The sequence below is a fragment of the Streptomyces sp. NPDC058307 genome (assembly GCF_042880295.1).
GTDB lineage: Bacteria > Actinomycetota > Actinomycetes > Streptomycetales > Streptomycetaceae > Streptomyces.
The window spans coordinates 1-16,556 of the sequence record NZ_JBHVYZ010000022.1 but is presented as its reverse complement, the minus strand read 5'-3'; the positions used below and the strand labels follow the sequence as shown (position 1 = coordinate 16,556).

Below are 16,556 nucleotides of genomic sequence, written 5' to 3'. Positions count from 1 at the left end.
CGACCTCGCCCGACCTGTCCTTCCGGACCCAGAAGGTGTAACCGCTGCCCAGAAAGCTGCCGTAGCCGAGCGGGGACCGACTGCCAGGGATGGACCCGCAGGACCCGGCGCAGTGACCGGATGCCCAGGACTCTCGCTGTGTTCAGCATGGTCAGGTAGATCAGCACGAACACGACCGGGGAGAGACCCCGTCACGATCTCTCCCCGTTCGGCAGGTTTCTTCACAACAACACGGAGGGGCGGGCCCCAGACAGGGCGGCCCGCCCCTCCGCCAAGCCGACTCAGCTCTCCGGCAGGTATCCCGTCTGGACGAGCTGGCCGCTCGCCCGGCGTGAGATGAACTGGCCGCGGCCCGGAGGCATCGGGGCGGCCTTGATGCTGTTGAACACCGGGCCCTCCGACGGGTCGCCGGACAGCACGATGCCCTGCGCGCCGAGCTCCTTGATGCGGGTGAGGACCGGCTCGAAGGAGGAGCGCGAGGCACCCGAGGTGGTGCGGGCCAGGATGATGCGCAGACCCAGGTCACGCGCGAACGGCAGGTACTCCAGGAGCACCGACATCGGGTTGCCCATCGACGAGGCGACGAGGTCGTAGTCGTCGATGAAGATGAACGCGTCCGGCTCGTTGTACCAGGAGCGGTTGCGCAGCTGGTCCGGCGTCACGTCCGGGCCGGGCATCCGGCGGCTCATCGAGCCGGCCAGCGACTCCATGACCTCCTGGAGCTGCGGACCCGAGGCGCAGTACTTGTACATGTGGCTCTCGGGCATCTGGCCGAGCAGTGCGCGCCGGAAGTCGGAGACCACGAACAGCGCCTTGTTGGGCTGGTACCGCTCTGCGATCTGCTTGGCCATGAACCGCAGCAGCGAGGACTTGCCGGACTCGCTCTCGCCGTAGACGACGAACAGCGGGTCGGTCTCGAAGTCCACGAAGACCGGCGAGAGGGTGAGCTCGTCGACGCCGACCGCGATACCGCGGCTGCCGAAGTCGCCGCCGCCGGGCAGCTCGGACGCGTGCAGCATCGTCGGCAGCATCCGCACCTTGGGGGCCGTAGGGCCCTGCCAGGCGCTGTTGACGCTCTGCACCAGGTTCGCCATGCCGTCGGCGAGGTCCTCCACCTGCGTCGACCCGTCGATCCGGGGCGTGGCGGCGAGGTAGTCCAGCTTGTCCGGGGACAGACCGCGCCCGGGCTTGCCCATCGGCACGTTCTCGGCCCGCTTGCGGTCGAACTCCGACTCCATCGCGTCACCCAGCCGCAGTTCGAGCCGGCTGAGGATCTGGTCGCGCAGCGCGGGCCGCATCTCGGTGTACCGGGTCGCGGTGATGATCAGGTGGATGCCGAAACCGAGACCACGGGTCGCGATGTCCGCGATGACCGGGTCGAGCATCTCGTAGTCGTTCTTGAACGTCGCCCAGCCGTCGATGATCAGGAAGACATCACCCCACTGCTGGTCGGGGTAGTGCCCCTGCGCCCGGCGGGAGCGGAAGGTGTTCATGGAGTCGATGCTCTTGGAGCGGAAGAACTCCTCACGGGCGCCCAGGATGCCGTGCACCTCGGCGACCGTACGGCGCACCTTCTCCTGGTCCAGACGGGAGGCCGCGCCGCCCATGTGGGCCAGGTTCTCCAGCGCGAGCATGCCGCCGCCGCCGAAGTCGAGGGCGTAGAACTGCACTTCGGCCGGTGTGTGGGTGAGCGCGAACGACGTGACCATCGTGCGCACGAGCGTCGACTTGCCGGACTGCGGACCGCCCACGATCAGCGCGTGACCGGCGCTTCCCGACAGGTCCGCGTACATCACGTCACGGCGCTGCTCGAAGGGCTTGTCGACCAGGCCGACCGGCACGGTCAGCTTGCTCTGCAGGTGGTAGCCCTCGGCGTGCAGACCGCGCTCCGCACTGATGTTGAGCGCCGGCAGCACCTGGTCGAGGCTGAACGGCTCGTCCAGCGGCGGCAGCCACACCTGGTGGGCGGGCGGACCCTGCCCGTCCAGGCGGCTGACGATGACGTCGAGGACGGTGTCGGCGAGCGCGTCGTCGACCTGGGTGCTGCGGGTCTCCGGCTCCGGCTCGGTGAGGATGCGCACCGGCACCGGCGCCGCGGTGAACAGCACGGGGGAGCGGTCGATCCGCCCGCCGCCCTGCGCCATCGGCCCGTTCGGCCGGTAGGTGCCCGACACGTACGCGGCCTTGAACTGCACCATCGTCTCGGTGTCGTACTTGAGGATGCCCGCGCCGGGAACGTTCGGCAGGTGGTAGGCGTCGGGCACGCCGATCGCCGTACGGGACTCGGCCGCCGAGAAGGTGCGCAGACCGATGCGGTACGACAGGAAGGTGTCGAGGCCGCGCAGCTTGCCCTCCTCAAGGCGCTGCGAGGCGAGCAGCATGTGCACACCCAGCGAACGGCCGATCCGGCCGATCTGGATGAACATCTCGATGAAGTCGGGCTTGGCGGCGAGCAGTTCGCTGAACTCGTCGATGATCAGGACGAGCGAGGGCAGCGGTTCGAGCGCGGCACCGGCGGCACGGGCCTTCTCGTAGTCGGTGATGTTCTGGTAGTTGCCGGCCTGCCGCAGCAGTTCCTGGCGGCGGTTCAGCTCGCCGGTGATGGAGTCGCGCATGCGGTCGACGAGGGTGAGCTCGTCGGCCAGGTTGGTGATGACCGCGGAGACGTGCGGCATGGCGCCCATGCCGGTGAAGGTGGCACCACCCTTGAAGTCCGCGAGGACGAAGTTGAGCGTCTCGGACGAGTGGGTCACCGCGAGGCCGAGGACCAGGGTGCGCAGCAGCTCCGACTTTCCGGAACCGGTGGCACCGACGCACAGGCCGTGCGGGCCCATGCCCTCCTGCGAGGCCTCCTTGAGGTCCAGCATGACCGGGTCGCCGCTCTCACCGAGCCCGATCGGCACCCGCAGCCGCTCGTGCAGCGTGCGCGGCCGCCAGGTGCGCGAGACGTCCACGCTTGCCGCGTCACCGATCTGCATGAGGTCGGTGAAGTCCAGGTTCGCCAGCAGCGGTTCGTCCGCGTCGGCCGCGCCCAGACGCAGCGGCGCGAGCTGTCGGCCCAGCGACTCCGCCTGCGCCTGCGACAGCACGTCGGGGACACCGGTGAAGACACCTGTGCCCGCCTCCAGCTCCATCGCCTCGGGCCACACCCGCACCGACAACGAGCCCCGCGCCTCGTCGAGTTCACCGGGCACCACCTCGAGGATGGTCACGCCCTGCAGGCCCTCCGCCGAGGCGAGCACCGAGTCCGCGGGCACCCCGCCGCCGTCCAGGACGACGACCACGTGCGGCTGGTCCAGCACCGGCGAACCGTCACGGCTCCAGCGGGGGCGGCCCTCCAGCTGGTGGGCGATCATCTCCTCCAGCTCGCCCAGGTCGAAGCAGAGCAGACGGCGGCTGCCGGCCCCGTCGGACTCCTTGTGCTGCATGTGCGGCAGCCACTTGGTCCACTCCCAGTCCACCGCCGCACCCGGCGAGGCCACGACCGCGATCACCACGTCCTCGGGCGAGTGCAGCGAGGCCAACTGGCCGACCACGGACCGGGTCTGGCCGTAGACCGTCTCGGCGTCGCCGGAGATCGTCACGTGGTAGAAGGACCGCAGCCCGATCGCCAGCGGGAGGTCGCCCAGCGTGCCGTAGCTCGCGATGAACTGCTGCATCGCGTGGGCGGTCAGCGGCTCCAGCTCGTCCACCGGCGCGGTGTCGGGGGCGACCAGCGGCGTCGCCAGCTGCTGCGGGCCGAGGCCGATGCGCACCTGCGCGAAGTCCGGGTCCGTGGACCGGCGTTCCCACAGTCGCGAGCCCTCGGCGACCAGCGCCCACAGCTGCTCGGGCGCCGGGTGCAGGTAGTACTGGGCGTCGCGCTGCTTGTGCACCGTGCGCCGCACCTCACGGCGCTTCTGCGCCAGGTACTTGAGGTAGTCGCGGCGGGCCTCGGCCATCTGACCGGACGGTCCCTTGCGGGCCCGCACGATCTGGGCGACCAGCATGGCGACCGTGGACGCCATCATCATCATGCCCATGATCTTCATGAAGCCCTGGGCGCCGGGCATGAAGAAGAACGCCGCCGACGACCCCATGCCCAGCATGGGCAGCAGGTTCATCAGCAGGCTGTCGTCCTCGGTACGAGGGAGTTCGGGAGGGGACTCGAGCTTGACCTCCTCACTCGGCACCTCCGGCGGGTAAACCCGCGGCGGGCGCTTGACGATGACAACGCTCACCGATCCACCAGTCCTTCACGCAGTCGCAATGTCGAAACCGCCCCCGTCGTGACGGCCCCCGTAACGTTCGTCGACCCATGGGGCTCAGCCCACTCATGAGTCGGGCGTTGATCCTACTGTTCTGCGGGCCTGTTGAGCCGATAGGGGATGAGGAGATGCCGCAAGGGGACGGTAGGGTGACGCTCCAAACCAAGCGCGGAACGGGAATCGCCCTGGCAAACCGCGACGAATCACCGAGTACTGGACTAGGGGGAACCGTCAGGTGAGTACGGTTTCAGCAACCGGATTCTGCCGGGTCACGGTGGCGGCACCGAACAGCCGGATCGATGTGGCACTCCCCGAGGACGTGCCGCTCTCTGACGTCTACCCGGAGATCCTGCGGCTGTCGGGACAGACTCCCGAAGAGGCCGCGCCCACCGGGTACAACCTCGTACGCAGGGACGGCTCCGTCCTCGACGACGGCCGCTCGCTCTCCGAACAGCAGATACGCGATGGCGAACTGCTGCTTCTGCGGCCGTTCGCGGACTCGCTGCCGCCCGCCGTCTTCGACGACGTCGTCGACGCCGTGGCCGCCGCCGTCGAGGCCGACCGGCGCAGCTGGAACGACGGCATGATGCGCGTCATCGGCCTGACCGCAGGCGCGCTGCTGCTGACCATGATGGCGCTGGCGCTGTGGTTCTCGGAGCCGTTGCGCCACGACATGAACGGTCTGCCGGGCGTCATCGCCGGCGCCACCGGCATCGTCCTGGTCGCCCTCGCGGCCGTACGCGCGCGCGTCTACGACGACCACCAGGCGGCCGTGGCCCTCGGCATCGCCTCGCTGCCGCACCTGCTGGTGGGCGGCTCGGGGATCATGGGCCTGGACGCGGGCGAGGGTCCCGGTCGGCTGCAGCTCCTCATCGCCTTCGCCGTGGTCCTCGTCGCCTCGGTGCTGCTGGTGCTGATGCTGCCCCAGAACGACGCGCCCTTCATCGCCGTCGCGTTCGCCTCCGGCATCGGCGTCCTCGCCACCTTCACCGCGATCGTCACCGAGGCCGAGCCGCGCGAGACCGCCGCCGTCACCGCCGTGGTCATGGTCGCCGTCATCGGCTTCCTGCCCGGCTGGTCCGCCCGCTTCTCCCGGCTGCCCATCGGCTTCCGCTCGCCCGACCAGATCGCCAAGCGCGGCCGCGCCGAGGACCAGCAGGAGCAGGAGCCGGTCGACTACCAGCTCATCACCGACCAGGCCCGCCGCGGTCACGAACTGCTGCTCGGCCTCGTCGGCGGCTGCGCGATCGGCGGCGTCGCCTCCGCCGGTGTGGTGCTGGGCTTCTCCACCAGCGGCTGGGCCCAGCTGCTGTCGCTGACGGCCGGCCTGTCCCTGCTGATGCGGGCCCGGCTCTTCCTGTACACGTCCCAGGTCGTGACCCTGATGATCTCGGGCATCGTGACCGTCAGCCTGCTGGTGCTCGGCCTCGCCCTGAACCCGCCGGCCGACATCCTCGAAGAGCTCGTCTACAACCACAACAGCGTTCCGCTGGACATCCGTACCGTCTGGCTCGCCGCCGCGGTGGCCCTGGGTGCCACGCTCCTGGTGGCCGTCGCCCTGATCGTGCCGCGCAAGGGCGTCACCCCGTTCTGGGGCCGGATGCTCGACCTGAGCGAGGGCGCGGTGCTGCTCTCCCTCGTCCCGCTCTGCCTCGCGGTCCTCGACCTGTACGCGGCGGCCCGCGGCATGACCAGCTGACGCTCGCTCCGCACACCTCGCGGCGGCTGTCACCCACACGGGTGGCAGCCGCCGCGTCATGCGTACGACGCCGGCGTGGGCCGGGGCACTGCCGCCGGGCTGATACCCTGGCTGATGGCCGTTTGTGTACGCACCCCCGGAGCTCACCGCTCTGGAGGCCGCGCCCAGCGGACCCCGCCTCCCGAGTAACGGAAGCTCCCCTGAGAAGTGGACCAGGGGCACTCGGTGGCTACCCAAGAGACTACGAGGAGTACGCGTGTCGCTCGACGCCGCTACGAAGAAGCAGATCATCACCGAGTTCGGCCAGAAGGAGGGCGACACCGGCTCCCCCGAGGTCCAGGTCGCGATGCTCTCGCGCCGGATCTCGGACCTGACCGAGCACCTCAAGACCCACAAGCACGACCACCACTCCCGTCGTGGTCTGCTGATCCTGGTCGGTCAGCGCCGCCGCCTTCTCCAGTACCTGGCGAAGAAGGACATCCAGCGCTTCCGTGCGCTGGTCGACCGCCTCGGCATCCGCCGCGGTGCGGCGGGCGCCAAGTAGGACGCCGTGAGGGAGCGGTTCCCGAAACGATCGGGGGCCGCTCCCTTTGCCGTACGTGCGCACCGTACGTACGGAAACGTGCGCAGTGTCACACCCACTTTGTAGTGTGGTAGCACAACGCAGTATCACGAGGAGAAGTGCACCTCGCCGCCGCCGGTCCTCGGTAGTGGCCCCCGGGCCTTGCGAACCCGGGTGCTTCGATCGAAGACCGGCCCGCACCAGATGGAGCGCTTCTCCGCGCACGTCCCCCCGCCACACGGGCGGATCGGGACAAAAGACGAACGCAGACGAAAAGTAACGGAGAAACCAATAGTGGAGAACGAGACCCACTACGCCGAGGCCGTCATCGACAACGGCTCCTTCGGCACCCGCACCATCCGCTTCGAGACGGGCCGCCTCGCCAAGCAGGCCGCCGGCTCCGCCGTGGCGTACCTGGACGACGACACCATGGTGCTGTCGGCCACCACCGCCTCCAAGAACCCCAAGGACCAGCTCGACTTCTTCCCCCTGACGGTGGACGTCGAGGAGCGGATGTACGCCGCCGGCAAGATCCCCGGCAGCTTCTTCCGCCGTGAGGGCCGCCCCTCCGAGGACGCCATCCTCACCTGTCGGCTGATCGACCGCCCGCTGCGCCCCTCCTTCAAGAAGGGCCTGCGCAACGAGATCCAGGTCGTCGCCACCATCATGGCGCTCAACCCCGACCACCTGTACGACGTCGTGGCGATCAACGCCGCCTCCGCGTCCACGCAGCTGGCCGGTCTGCCCTTCTCCGGCCCGATCGGCGGCGTCCGCGTCGCGCTGATCAACGGCCAGTGGGTGGCCTTCCCGACGCACTCCGAGCTCGAGGACGCCGTCTTCGACATGGTCGTCGCGGGCCGCACCCTGGAGGACGGCGACGTCGCGATCATGATGGTCGAGGCCGAGGCCACCGAGAAGACCATCCAGCTGGTCAAGGGCGGCGCCGAGGCCCCGACCGAGGACGTCGTCGCCGCCGGTCTGGACGCCGCGAAGCCCTTCATCAAGGTGCTCTGCAAGGCCCAGGCCGACCTCGCCTCGAAGGCCGCCAAGCCCACCGGCGAGTTCCCGATCTTCCTCGACTACCAGGACGACGTCCTGGAGGCGCTGGCCGCCGCCGTCAAGCCGGAGCTCGCCTCCGCGCTGACCATCGCCGGCAAGCAGGAGCGCGAGGCCGAGCTGGACCGCGTCAAGGGTCTGGCCGCCGAGAAGCTGCTCCCGGAGTTCGAGGGCCGCGAGAAGGAGATCTCCGCCGCGTACCGCTCGCTCACCAAGCAGCTGGTCCGCGAGCGCGTGATCAAGGAGAAGACGCGCATCGACGGGCGTGGGCTGACGGACATCCGTACGCTCGCCGCCGAGGTCGAGGCCATCCCGCGCGTGCACGGTTCCGCGCTGTTCGAGCGTGGCGAGACCCAGATCCTGGGCGTCACCACCCTGAACATGCTCCGTATGGAGCAGCAGCTGGACACCCTCTCCCCGGTGACCCGCAAGCGCTACATGCACAACTACAACTTCCCGCCGTACTCCGTCGGCGAGACCGGCCGTGTCGGCTCCCCGAAGCGCCGCGAGATCGGCCACGGAGCGCTCGCCGAGCGCGCCATCGTGCCGGTCCTGCCGACGCGCGAGGAGTTCCCCTACGCGATCCGTCAGGTGTCCGAGGCCCTCGGCTCCAACGGCTCGACGTCCATGGGCTCGGTCTGCGCCTCCACCATGTCGCTGCTGAACGCCGGTGTGCCGCTGAAGGCCCCCGTCGCCGGTATCGCCATGGGCCTGATCTCCCAGGAGATCAACGGCGAGACGCACTACGTCGCCCTCACCGACATCCTCGGTGCGGAGGACGCTTTCGGTGACATGGACTTCAAGGTCGCCGGCACCAAGGAGTTCGTGACCGCCCTCCAGCTCGACACCAAGCTGGACGGCATCCCCGCCTCCGTCCTGGCCGCCGCTCTCAAGCAGGCCCGTGACGCCCGCCTCCACATCCTCGACGTGATGATGGAAGCGATCGACACGCCGGACGAGATGTCCCCCAACGCCCCGCGGATCATCACCGTCAAGATCCCCGTGGACAAGATCGGCGAGGTCATCGGCCCCAAGGGCAAGATGATCAACCAGATCCAGGAGGACACCGGAGCCGAGATCACGATCGAGGACGACGGCACCATCTACATCGGTGCCCAGGTCGGCTCGCAGGCCGAGGCCGCCCGCGCCACGATCAACCAGATCGCCAACCCGACCATGCCGGAGGTCGGCGAGCGCTACCTGGGTACGGTCGTCAAGACCACCACCTTCGGTGCGTTCGTGTCGCTGCTCCCCGGCAAGGACGGTCTGCTGCACATCTCGCAGATCCGCAAGCTGGCCGGCGGCAAGCGCGTCGAGAACGTCGAGGACGTGCTCGGTGTGGGCGCCAAGGTCCAGGTCGAGATCGCCGAGATCGACTCCCGCGGCAAGCTCTCCCTGATCCCCGTGATCGAGGGCGAGACTGAGTCCAATAGCGGCTCCGCCGCGGGCTCCTCGGACGAGAAGAAGGACGACGCCGACCAGTGACGTCCCACAGCTCCAAGGCGACGGCCCGCACCTCTTCGGAGGCGCGGGCCGTCGCCCGTACCCAAACCCTGATCAAGGGCACCAACGGCATCGGCACCGTCCGCAAGACCACCCTCCCCGGTGGCCTGCGCATCGTCACCGAGACCCTCCCCTCGGTCCGCTCCGCGACCTTCGGTATCTGGGCGCATGTCGGCTCCCGCGACGAGACGCCGTCGCTGAACGGCGCCACGCACTACCTGGAGCACCTCCTCTTCAAGGGCACCGCCAAGCGCAGCGCCCTGGACATCTCCTCCGCCCTCGACGCGGTCGGCGGCGAGATGAACGCGTTCACGGCGAAGGAGTACACGTGCTACTACGCGCGCGTGCTCGACGCCGACCTGCCGCTCGCCATCGACGTGGTCTGTGACATGCTCACCGGCTCCCTCATCCTCGAAGAGGACGTCAACGTCGAGCGGGGCGCGATCCTCGAGGAGATCGCGATGACCGAGGACGACCCGGGCGACTGCGTGCACGACCTGTTCGCGCACACCATGTTCGGCGACAACCCCCTCGGCCGCCCGGTCCTCGGCACGGTCGACACCGTCAACGCCCTGACCGCCGACCGCATCCGCCGCTTCTACAAGAAGCACTACGACCCGACGCATCTGGTGGTCGCGGCCGCTGGCAACGTCGACCACGACAAGGTCGTACGCCAGGTCCGCGCCGCCTTCGAGAAGGCCGGCGCCCTCAAGAGCCCCGACGCCACGCCCATCGCGCCCCGCGACGGCAGGCGCGCCCTGCGCACCGCGGGCCGCGTCGAGCTGATCGGCCGCAAGACCGAACAGGCCCACGTCGTCCTCGGCATGCCCGGCCTCGCCCGCACCGACGAGCGCCGCTGGGCCCTCGGCGTGCTGAACACCGCGCTCGGCGGCGGCATGTCCTCCCGCCTCTTCCAGGAGGTCAGGGAGAAGCGCGGACTGGCGTACAGCGTCTACTCGTACACCTCCGGCTTTGCCGACTGCGGCCTGTTCGGCGTGTACGCCGGCTGCCGGCCCTCGCAGGTCCACGACGTACTGAAGATCTGCCGCGACGAACTCGACCAGGTCGCCGAACACGGCCTCTCGGACGACGAGATCGGCCGCGCCATCGGCCAGTTGAGGGGCTCCACGGTCCTGGGCCTGGAGGACACCGGCGCGCTGATGAACCGCATCGGCAAGAGCGAGCTGTGCTGGGGCGAGCAGATGTCCGTCGACGACATGCTGACCCGCATCGCGTCGGTCACCCCGGACGACGTCCGTGCGGTCGCCCGCGAGATCCTGGGACGCCGCCCGTCGCTGTCGGTCATCGGTCCGCTGAAGGACAAGCAGGCGGCCCGACTGCACGAGGCCGTCGCCTAATCCACCCTGGTTGCATCGGTTAAGGAAGCAAGAAGATGAGCAAGCTGCGCGTGGCCGTCCTCGGAGCCAGGGGCCGCATCGGCGCCGAGGCGGTCAAGGCCGTCGAAGCCGCCGAGGACATGGAGCTGGTGGCCGCCCTCGGCCGGGGCGACAAGCTGGAGACCCTGGCCGAGTCCGGCGCCCAGGTGGCCGTCGAGCTGACCACGCCGGCCTCGGTGATGGACAACCTCGAGTACTGCGTAGGCCACGGCATCCACGCCGTCGTCGGTACGACGGGCTGGACCGACGAGCGCCTCGCGCAGCTGAACGGCTGGCTCGCGGCGTCCCCGGAGACGGGCGTGCTCATCGCTCCCAACTTCTCCATCGGGGCCGTCCTCACCATGAAGTTCGCGCAGATCGCTGCGCCGTACTTCGAGTCCGTCGAGGTCGTCGAGCTGCACCACCCGAAGAAGGTCGACGCCCCGTCCGGCACCGCCACCCGCACGGCCCAGCTCATCGCCGAGGCCCGGCGCGCGGCGGGCACGGCCCCGGCACCGGACGCCACCGAGACGGCCCTGGAGGGGGCGCGCGGCGCGGACGTCGACGGGATCCCCGTCCACGCCGTCCGCCTGCGCGGTCTCCTCGCCCACCAGGAGGTCCTGCTCGGCGGCGAGGGCGAGACCCTGACGGTCCGCCACGACTCCCTGCACCACAGCAGCTTCATGCCGGGCATCCTGCTCGGCGCGCGCCGCGTGGTCACGACCCCGGGCCTGACCTTCGGCCTGGAGAACTTCCTGGACCTGGGCTGATGCGCGCCAAGCTGTCCTACGCCGTCACGGCCGCCGTCCTCGTCTTCTACTTCGTCCTGGTCGGCAGCCGCGGCGTCATGCTGATCCAGTCCGGCACCCTCATCACGGTCACGTTCGGCGTAGCGGTGCTGATCCTGCCGGTGATCGGCCTGTGGTTCCTGTGGAAGAGCACCCAGTTCGTCCGCCGGGCCAACGCGCTCGCCGCCGAGCTCGACGCCGAGGGCGGCCTGCCCGTCGACGAGCTCAAGCGCACGCCCGGCGGCCGCATCGACCGCGACTCGGCCGACGAGGTCTTCGCCAAGCGCAGGGCCGAGACGGAGGCGGCCCCCGACGACTGGCGCAGCTGGTTCCGGCTCGCCGTGGCCTACCACGACGCCCGCGACACCCCACGTGCGCGCAAGGCCATGCAGCGCGCGATAGCACTGCACGACGGCAGGCCCGTCCAGCAGCTCTGAGGTCCCGGCACGTCGAAGGGGGCCGGTCCTGGTGCGGACCGGCCCCCTTCTTCGTTGTCCCCGCCGGGGTCAGCCCCGCGCGTGCTCCGCCGCCCAGGCCTCCACCGCGTCCGCGGCCCGGTCGAACGCCTGGCCGCGCGCCAGGAAGTCCGCGTTGTGCGTGGTCAGCAGCGGCGGCAGATGCTCCGGCCCCCGACCCTGCCGTACGAGGGTCAGGGCCTGCCCCTGGACCGTGCGCGGCAGTCCGAGCCAGCGCACCGGCTGCTGAGCCGTCCGCACGGCGACGACCTGCTCCCAGGACACCGTACGAGTGAACACGAAGCCCACCCGACGCACCCCGCGGGCGCTCACCCACACGCCCATGCGCAGCAGCCGCAGCGCGCCGACGATGACGAGCACCGCGATGCCGAGCACCACCGCGGCCTCGGTCGGCGAGTTGGTCAGCGCGATGATCACCGCGGCGAACAGCACGTACGAGGCGAGCAGCAGAAGAATCGCCGCCACACCCACCCGCCACGGACCGGGCCGGTAAGGGCGCCGCCAGCGGTCACGGTGGTCGAACGGCAGCGCGACGTCGTCCGTCGCCTCGAATGCGCGGTCGGCCGTCAGGAAGGGCAGGGGCACGACGGGTCCTCACTCGGTCCAAGCGGTGGGCTGTGCCCGGTGAGGTTATCCGCCGGTGTCCCCGCGAGCCACTTTCGGGGGCGCGTCCGAGTCAGTGTCCCTGCGATGCCTGGGACTGCTGCTGTGTCTGAGAGGGAGCCTGATCCTGCGACAGCGCCGGCATCCCGAGAACCAGGGATCCCACGAGCCCGGCGACGATGGTGAGTCCCATCAGCCAGCGCCCGGCCATCTCACCGGCGGACGCCCGTTCACGGGGCGGAGGAGTGACATTGCTGCGGAACCTGTCGGCTTCGGCGAGAAAGGCGAACGGTACGGGTTCGCGCCGACGCAACAGCATGGAGGTACGTCTCCCTTCGGGGATCGAACGAATCGCTGCTGTCTGTACAGACGAGCGGTCGCCGCAAAAGGTGCCCGTTTTCACCGACTTAACTCGGTCACGCCAGTGAACGTCCCGTTTGGGGCGCCGTAGAGTGGCGTCGCCATACGACGAGCTGGGAAGGACCCCCCGAACCGTGAGCCCCACCCCCGACGACGATTTCAAGATCGAGCTGCGCGACGACGTCACCGTCGAACTGGTCAAGCACAGCGCGGCCGACTCCGACGTGCTGTTCGCCGCCCGGGTGTCGACCGTCGGAGAGCAGTCCCTGGACGAGCTGAACAAGGACCCGGAGCGCTCCAAGGGGCTGATCAACTACCTCATGCGGGACCGGCACGGCAGCCCGTTCGAGCACAACTCCATGACCTTCTTCATCAGCGCCCCGATCCTCGTCTTCCGCGAGTTCATGCGGCACCGCGTGGGCTGGTCGTACAACGAGGAGTCCGGCCGCTACCGGGAGCTCCAGCCCGTCTTCTACGTCCCCGGTTCCGACCGCAAGCTCGTCCAGCAGGGCCGCCCCGGCAAGTACGTCTTCGTGGAGGGCACCCCCGAGCAGCACGCCTCCGTCGGCAGCGCCATGGAGGAGTCGTACCGCCAGGCGTACCGCGCCTACCAGGAGATGCTCGCGCAGGGCGTCGCCCGCGAGGTCGCCCGTTCGGTCCTGCCCGTCGGCCTGTTCTCCTCGATGTACGCCACCTGCAACGCCCGCTCGCTCATGCACTTCCTCGGCCTGCGCACCCAGCACGAACAGGCGACGGTGCCGTCCTTCCCGCAGCGGGAGATCGAGATGGTCGGCGAGAAGATGGAGGCGGAGTGGGCGAGGCTCATGCCGCTCACCTACGCCGCCTTCAATGCGAACGGGCGTGTGGCGCCGTAACGGACTCCTGTGTACCCGCAGGGCACAGATGTACGGGTCCACCGCGCGAAGTGTCCGTATTGCGGCATTTGGAGAAGTTCATCTAGCCTGATCAAACGGACCCGGCACTGCTTGAACCCCCGAGCAGGCAGTGCCGGGCTCCGCATATGTCACCACTTGTCGCGTCCCCCTAGGGCAGACCCCACCTTGAGCAACGAGTAGCGTGTTACCCATGGCTCCGACCTCCACTCCGCAGACCCCCTTCGGGCGGGTCCTCACCGCCATGGTCACGCCCTTCACGGCGGACGGCGCACTCGACCTCGACGGCGCACAGCGGCTCGCCACCCACCTGGTGGACGCAGGCAACGACGGCCTGATCATCAACGGCACCACCGGCGAGTCCCCCACCACCGGTGACGCGGAGAAAACGGACCTGGTACGAGCCGTACTGGAGGCGGTCGGCGACCGCGCCCACGTCGTCGCCGGAGTCGGCACCAACGACACCCACCACAGCATCGAGCTGGCCAGGGCCGCCGAGAGGGCGGGCGCACACGGTCTCCTGATCGTGACGCCGTACTACAACAAGCCCCCGCAGGAGGGCCTCTACCGGCACTTCAAGGCCGTCGCCGACGCCGCCGAGCTGCCCGTCATGCTCTACGACATCCCGGGCCGCAGCGGTGTCCCGATCAGCACCGAGACGCTGGTCCGGCTCGCCGAGCACCCGCGGATCGTCGCCAACAAGGACGCCAAGGGCGACCTCGGCCGCGCCAGCTGGGCCATCGCCCGCTCCGGCCTCGCCTGGTACTCCGGCGACGACATGCTGAACCTGCCGCTGCTCTCCGTGGGCGCGGTCGGCTTCGTCTCGGTCGTCGGTCACGTCGTCACCCCGGACCTGCGCGCCCTGGTCGAGGCGTTCACCTCGGGTGACGTACAGAAGGCCGCCGAGATCCACCAGAAGCTGCTTCCCGTCTACACGGGCATGTTCCGCACCCAGGGCGTGATGACGACCAAGGCGGCGCTCACCCTCCAGGGGCTCCCCGCGGGGCCCCTGCGCGCCCCCATGGTCGAGCTCTCAGCCGAAGAGATCGAGCAGCTCAAGATCGATCTTGCCGCCGGCGGGGTACAGCTCTAGCACCAGACTTCGCGCCCCCGGCGCGCCACCAGACTCAACAACTGAATACGCGGGCCACCGGTGCCCGCACCACAACGACAACTGTTACAAGCACAAACGTCACTCACGCCATGTGCCCTACCGGTACGTGGCGTGCGTGGTTGAGGAGAGTCTTTTGAGTCATCCGCATCCTGAACTGGCCCCGCCCCCGCCGCTTCCCCAGGGCGGCCTCCGGGTCACCCCACTCGGCGGTCTCGGCGAGATCGGCCGAAACATGACGGTCTTCGAATACGGCGGCCGTCTGCTGATCGTCGACTGCGGGGTGCTGTTCCCGGAGGAGGAACAGCCCGGCATCGACCTGATCCTGCCGGACTTCTCGTCCATCAGGGACCGCCTCGACGACATCGAGGGCATCGTCCTCACCCATGGTCACGAGGACCACATCGGAGCTGTCCCCTACCTCCTCCGGGAGAAGCCGGACATCCCCCTGATCGGCTCCAAGCTGACCCTGGCCTTCATCGAGGCCAAGCTCCAGGAGCACCGGATCCGCCCGTACACCCTTGAGGTGGCGGAGGGACACCGCGAGCGCATCGGGCCCTTCGACTGCGAGTTCATCGCCGTCAACCACTCGATCCCGGACGCCCTCGCCGTCGCCATCCGCACGCCGGCGGGCATGGTCGTCCACACGGGCGACTTCAAGATGGACCAGCTCCCGCTGGACGGCCGTCTCACGGACCTGCACGCGTTCGCACGTCTGAGTGAGGAAGGCATCGACCTCCTTCTCTCCGACTCCACGAACGCCGAGGTTCCCGGTTTCGTGGCGCCCGAGCGGGACATCTCCAGCGTCCTGCGCACGGTCTTCGGGAACGCACGCAAGCGGATCATCGTGGCCAGCTTCGCCAGCCACATCCACCGCATCCAGCAGATCCTGGACACGGCGCACGAATACGGCCGCCGGGTCGCCTTCGTGGGCCGCTCGATGGTCCGCAACATGGGCATCGCGCGGGACCTGGGCTACCTGAAGGTCCCGCCGGGCCTGGTCGTGGACGTCAAGACCCTGGACGACCTCCCCGACCACGAGGTGGTCCTGGTCTGCACAGGCTCCCAGGGCGAACCGATGGCGGCCCTGTCCCGCATGGCCAACCGCGACCACCAGATCCGGATCGTCCAGGGCGACACGGTCATCCTCGCGTCCTCGCTGATCCCGGGGAACGAGAACGCGGTCTACCGCGTCATCAACGGCCTGACCCGCTGGGGCGCCCACGTCGTCCACAAGGGCAACGCCAAGGTGCACGTCTCGGGCCACGCGTCCGCCGGCGAGCTCCTGTACTTCTACAACATCTGCAAGCCGAAGAACCTGATGCCGGTCCACGGCGAATGGCGGCACCTGCGCGCCAACGCCGAGCTCGGCGCCCTGACCGGCGTCCCGCACGACCGCATCGTCATCGCCGAGGACGGCGTGGTCGTCGACCTCGTCGAGGGCAAGGCGAAGATCTCGGGCAAGGTCCAGGCGGGTTACGTCTACGTCGACGGCCTCTCGGTCGGCGATGTCGGCGAGCCGGCTCTCAAGGACCGCAAGATCCTCGGCGACGAGGGCATCATCTCGGTCTTCCTGGTCGTCGACTCGTCCACCGGCAAGATCACGGGCGGTCCGCACATCCAGGCGCGCGGCTCCGGCATCGAGGACTCGGCCTTCGCCGACGTGATCCCGAGGGTCACCGAGGTACTCGAGCGCTCGGCGCAGGACGGTGTGGTCGAACCCCACCAGCTGCAACAGCTGGTGCGGCGGACCCTGGGCAAGTGGGTCTCCGACACGTATCGCCGCAGGCCGATGATCCTCCCTGTGGTGGTGGAGGTCTGACGGATCGTCGGACACTCGTCCGAGTGAACCAGGAGCGGGGCGCCTCGATTTGCATCGAGG

Annotated in this window: 12 protein-coding genes; 9 read left to right on the top strand and 3 right to left on the bottom strand. The window is 69.2% G+C overall.

Translation table 11 applies throughout. The annotated features are described in order from the left end of the window. Window positions 1–281: 281 nt before the first annotated feature. Complete coding sequence (eccCa, locus tag ACFVYN_RS17895; RefSeq protein WP_389999150.1) at window positions 282–4,220, bottom strand: type VII secretion protein EccCa; 3,939 nt, start codon at window positions 4,218–4,220, stop codon at window positions 282–284. 262 nt (window positions 4,221–4,482) lie between these two features. On the opposite strand from eccCa, the gene eccD reads away from it, so the two are divergent. The 6 genes from eccD to ACFVYN_RS17865 all read left to right on the top strand — a co-directional run bounded on the left by eccD (window position 4,483) and on the right by ACFVYN_RS17865 (window position 11,668). Beyond that, complete coding sequence (gene eccD / locus ACFVYN_RS17890) at window positions 4,483–5,946, top strand: type VII secretion integral membrane protein EccD (protein ID WP_389999148.1); 1,464 nt, start codon at window positions 4,483–4,485, stop codon at window positions 5,944–5,946. A gap of 256 nt (window positions 5,947–6,202) precedes the next feature. Beyond that, entirely contained in the window at window positions 6,203–6,490 is a 288-nt protein-coding gene (rpsO, locus tag ACFVYN_RS17885; RefSeq protein ID WP_030945091.1) for a 30S ribosomal protein S15, read from the top strand. A gap of 312 nt (window positions 6,491–6,802) precedes the next feature. Further along, complete coding sequence (locus ACFVYN_RS17880; protein WP_389999146.1) at window positions 6,803–9,049, top strand: polyribonucleotide nucleotidyltransferase; 2,247 nt, start codon at window positions 6,803–6,805, stop codon at window positions 9,047–9,049. Continuing rightward, window positions 9,046–10,425 (top strand): M16 family metallopeptidase, encoded by a 1,380-nt coding sequence (locus ACFVYN_RS17875; protein ID WP_389999144.1) that lies wholly within the window; start codon window positions 9,046–9,048, stop codon window positions 10,423–10,425. The genes ACFVYN_RS17880 and ACFVYN_RS17875 overlap by 4 nt, the downstream gene beginning before the upstream one ends. Window positions 10,426–10,460: 35 nt before the next feature. Then, window positions 10,461–11,213, top strand: a complete 753-nt coding sequence (gene dapB / locus ACFVYN_RS17870) for a 4-hydroxy-tetrahydrodipicolinate reductase (protein WP_389999141.1) — start codon at window positions 10,461–10,463, stop codon at window positions 11,211–11,213. Next, window positions 11,213–11,668: a hypothetical protein gene (locus ACFVYN_RS17865; RefSeq protein WP_389999139.1), complete on the top strand. Its 456-nt coding sequence runs from the start codon at window positions 11,213–11,215 to the stop codon at window positions 11,666–11,668. Before dapB ends, ACFVYN_RS17865 begins: the two co-directional genes overlap by 1 nt. Window positions 11,669–11,737: 69 nt before the next feature. On the opposite strand, the gene ACFVYN_RS17860 is transcribed toward ACFVYN_RS17865, so the two are convergent. Both ACFVYN_RS17860 and ACFVYN_RS17855 read right to left on the bottom strand, forming a co-directional pair. After that, complete coding sequence (locus ACFVYN_RS17860) at window positions 11,738–12,292, bottom strand: phage holin family protein (RefSeq protein WP_389999136.1); 555 nt, start codon at window positions 12,290–12,292, stop codon at window positions 11,738–11,740. A gap of 91 nt (window positions 12,293–12,383) precedes the next feature. Further along, complete coding sequence (locus ACFVYN_RS17855) at window positions 12,384–12,626, bottom strand: hypothetical protein (RefSeq protein ID WP_389999359.1); 243 nt, start codon at window positions 12,624–12,626, stop codon at window positions 12,384–12,386. A 178-nt stretch (window positions 12,627–12,804) separates the two neighbouring features. On the opposite strand from ACFVYN_RS17855, the gene thyX reads away from it, so the two are divergent. The 3 genes from thyX to ACFVYN_RS17840 all read left to right on the top strand — a co-directional run bounded on the left by thyX (window position 12,805) and on the right by ACFVYN_RS17840 (window position 16,496). Continuing rightward, on the top strand, window positions 12,805–13,545 hold the full coding sequence (gene thyX / locus ACFVYN_RS17850; RefSeq protein ID WP_389999133.1) for an FAD-dependent thymidylate synthase: 741 nt from the start codon (window positions 12,805–12,807) through the stop codon (window positions 13,543–13,545). Between the two features lie 211 nt (window positions 13,546–13,756). Continuing rightward, entirely contained in the window at window positions 13,757–14,656 is a 900-nt protein-coding gene (dapA, locus tag ACFVYN_RS17845; RefSeq protein WP_389999131.1) for a 4-hydroxy-tetrahydrodipicolinate synthase, read from the top strand. Between the two features lie 154 nt (window positions 14,657–14,810). After that, window positions 14,811–16,496, top strand: coding sequence for a ribonuclease J (locus tag ACFVYN_RS17840; protein WP_389999129.1), 1,686 nt, complete (start codon window positions 14,811–14,813; stop codon window positions 16,494–16,496). Window positions 16,497–16,556 lie beyond the last annotated feature (60 nt).

Excerpts from the sequence above, each read along its gene's own strand:
- dapB (WP_389999141.1), top strand. The coding sequence starts at position 10,461 with ATGAGCAAGCTGCGCGTGGCCGTCCTCGGAGCCAGGGGCCGCATCGGC.
- ACFVYN_RS17865 (WP_389999139.1), top strand. The coding sequence starts at position 11,213 with ATGCGCGCCAAGCTGTCCTACGCCGTCACGGCCGCCGTCCTCGTCTTC.
- dapA (WP_389999131.1), top strand. The coding sequence starts at position 13,757 with ATGGCTCCGACCTCCACTCCGCAGACCCCCTTCGGGCGGGTCCTCACC.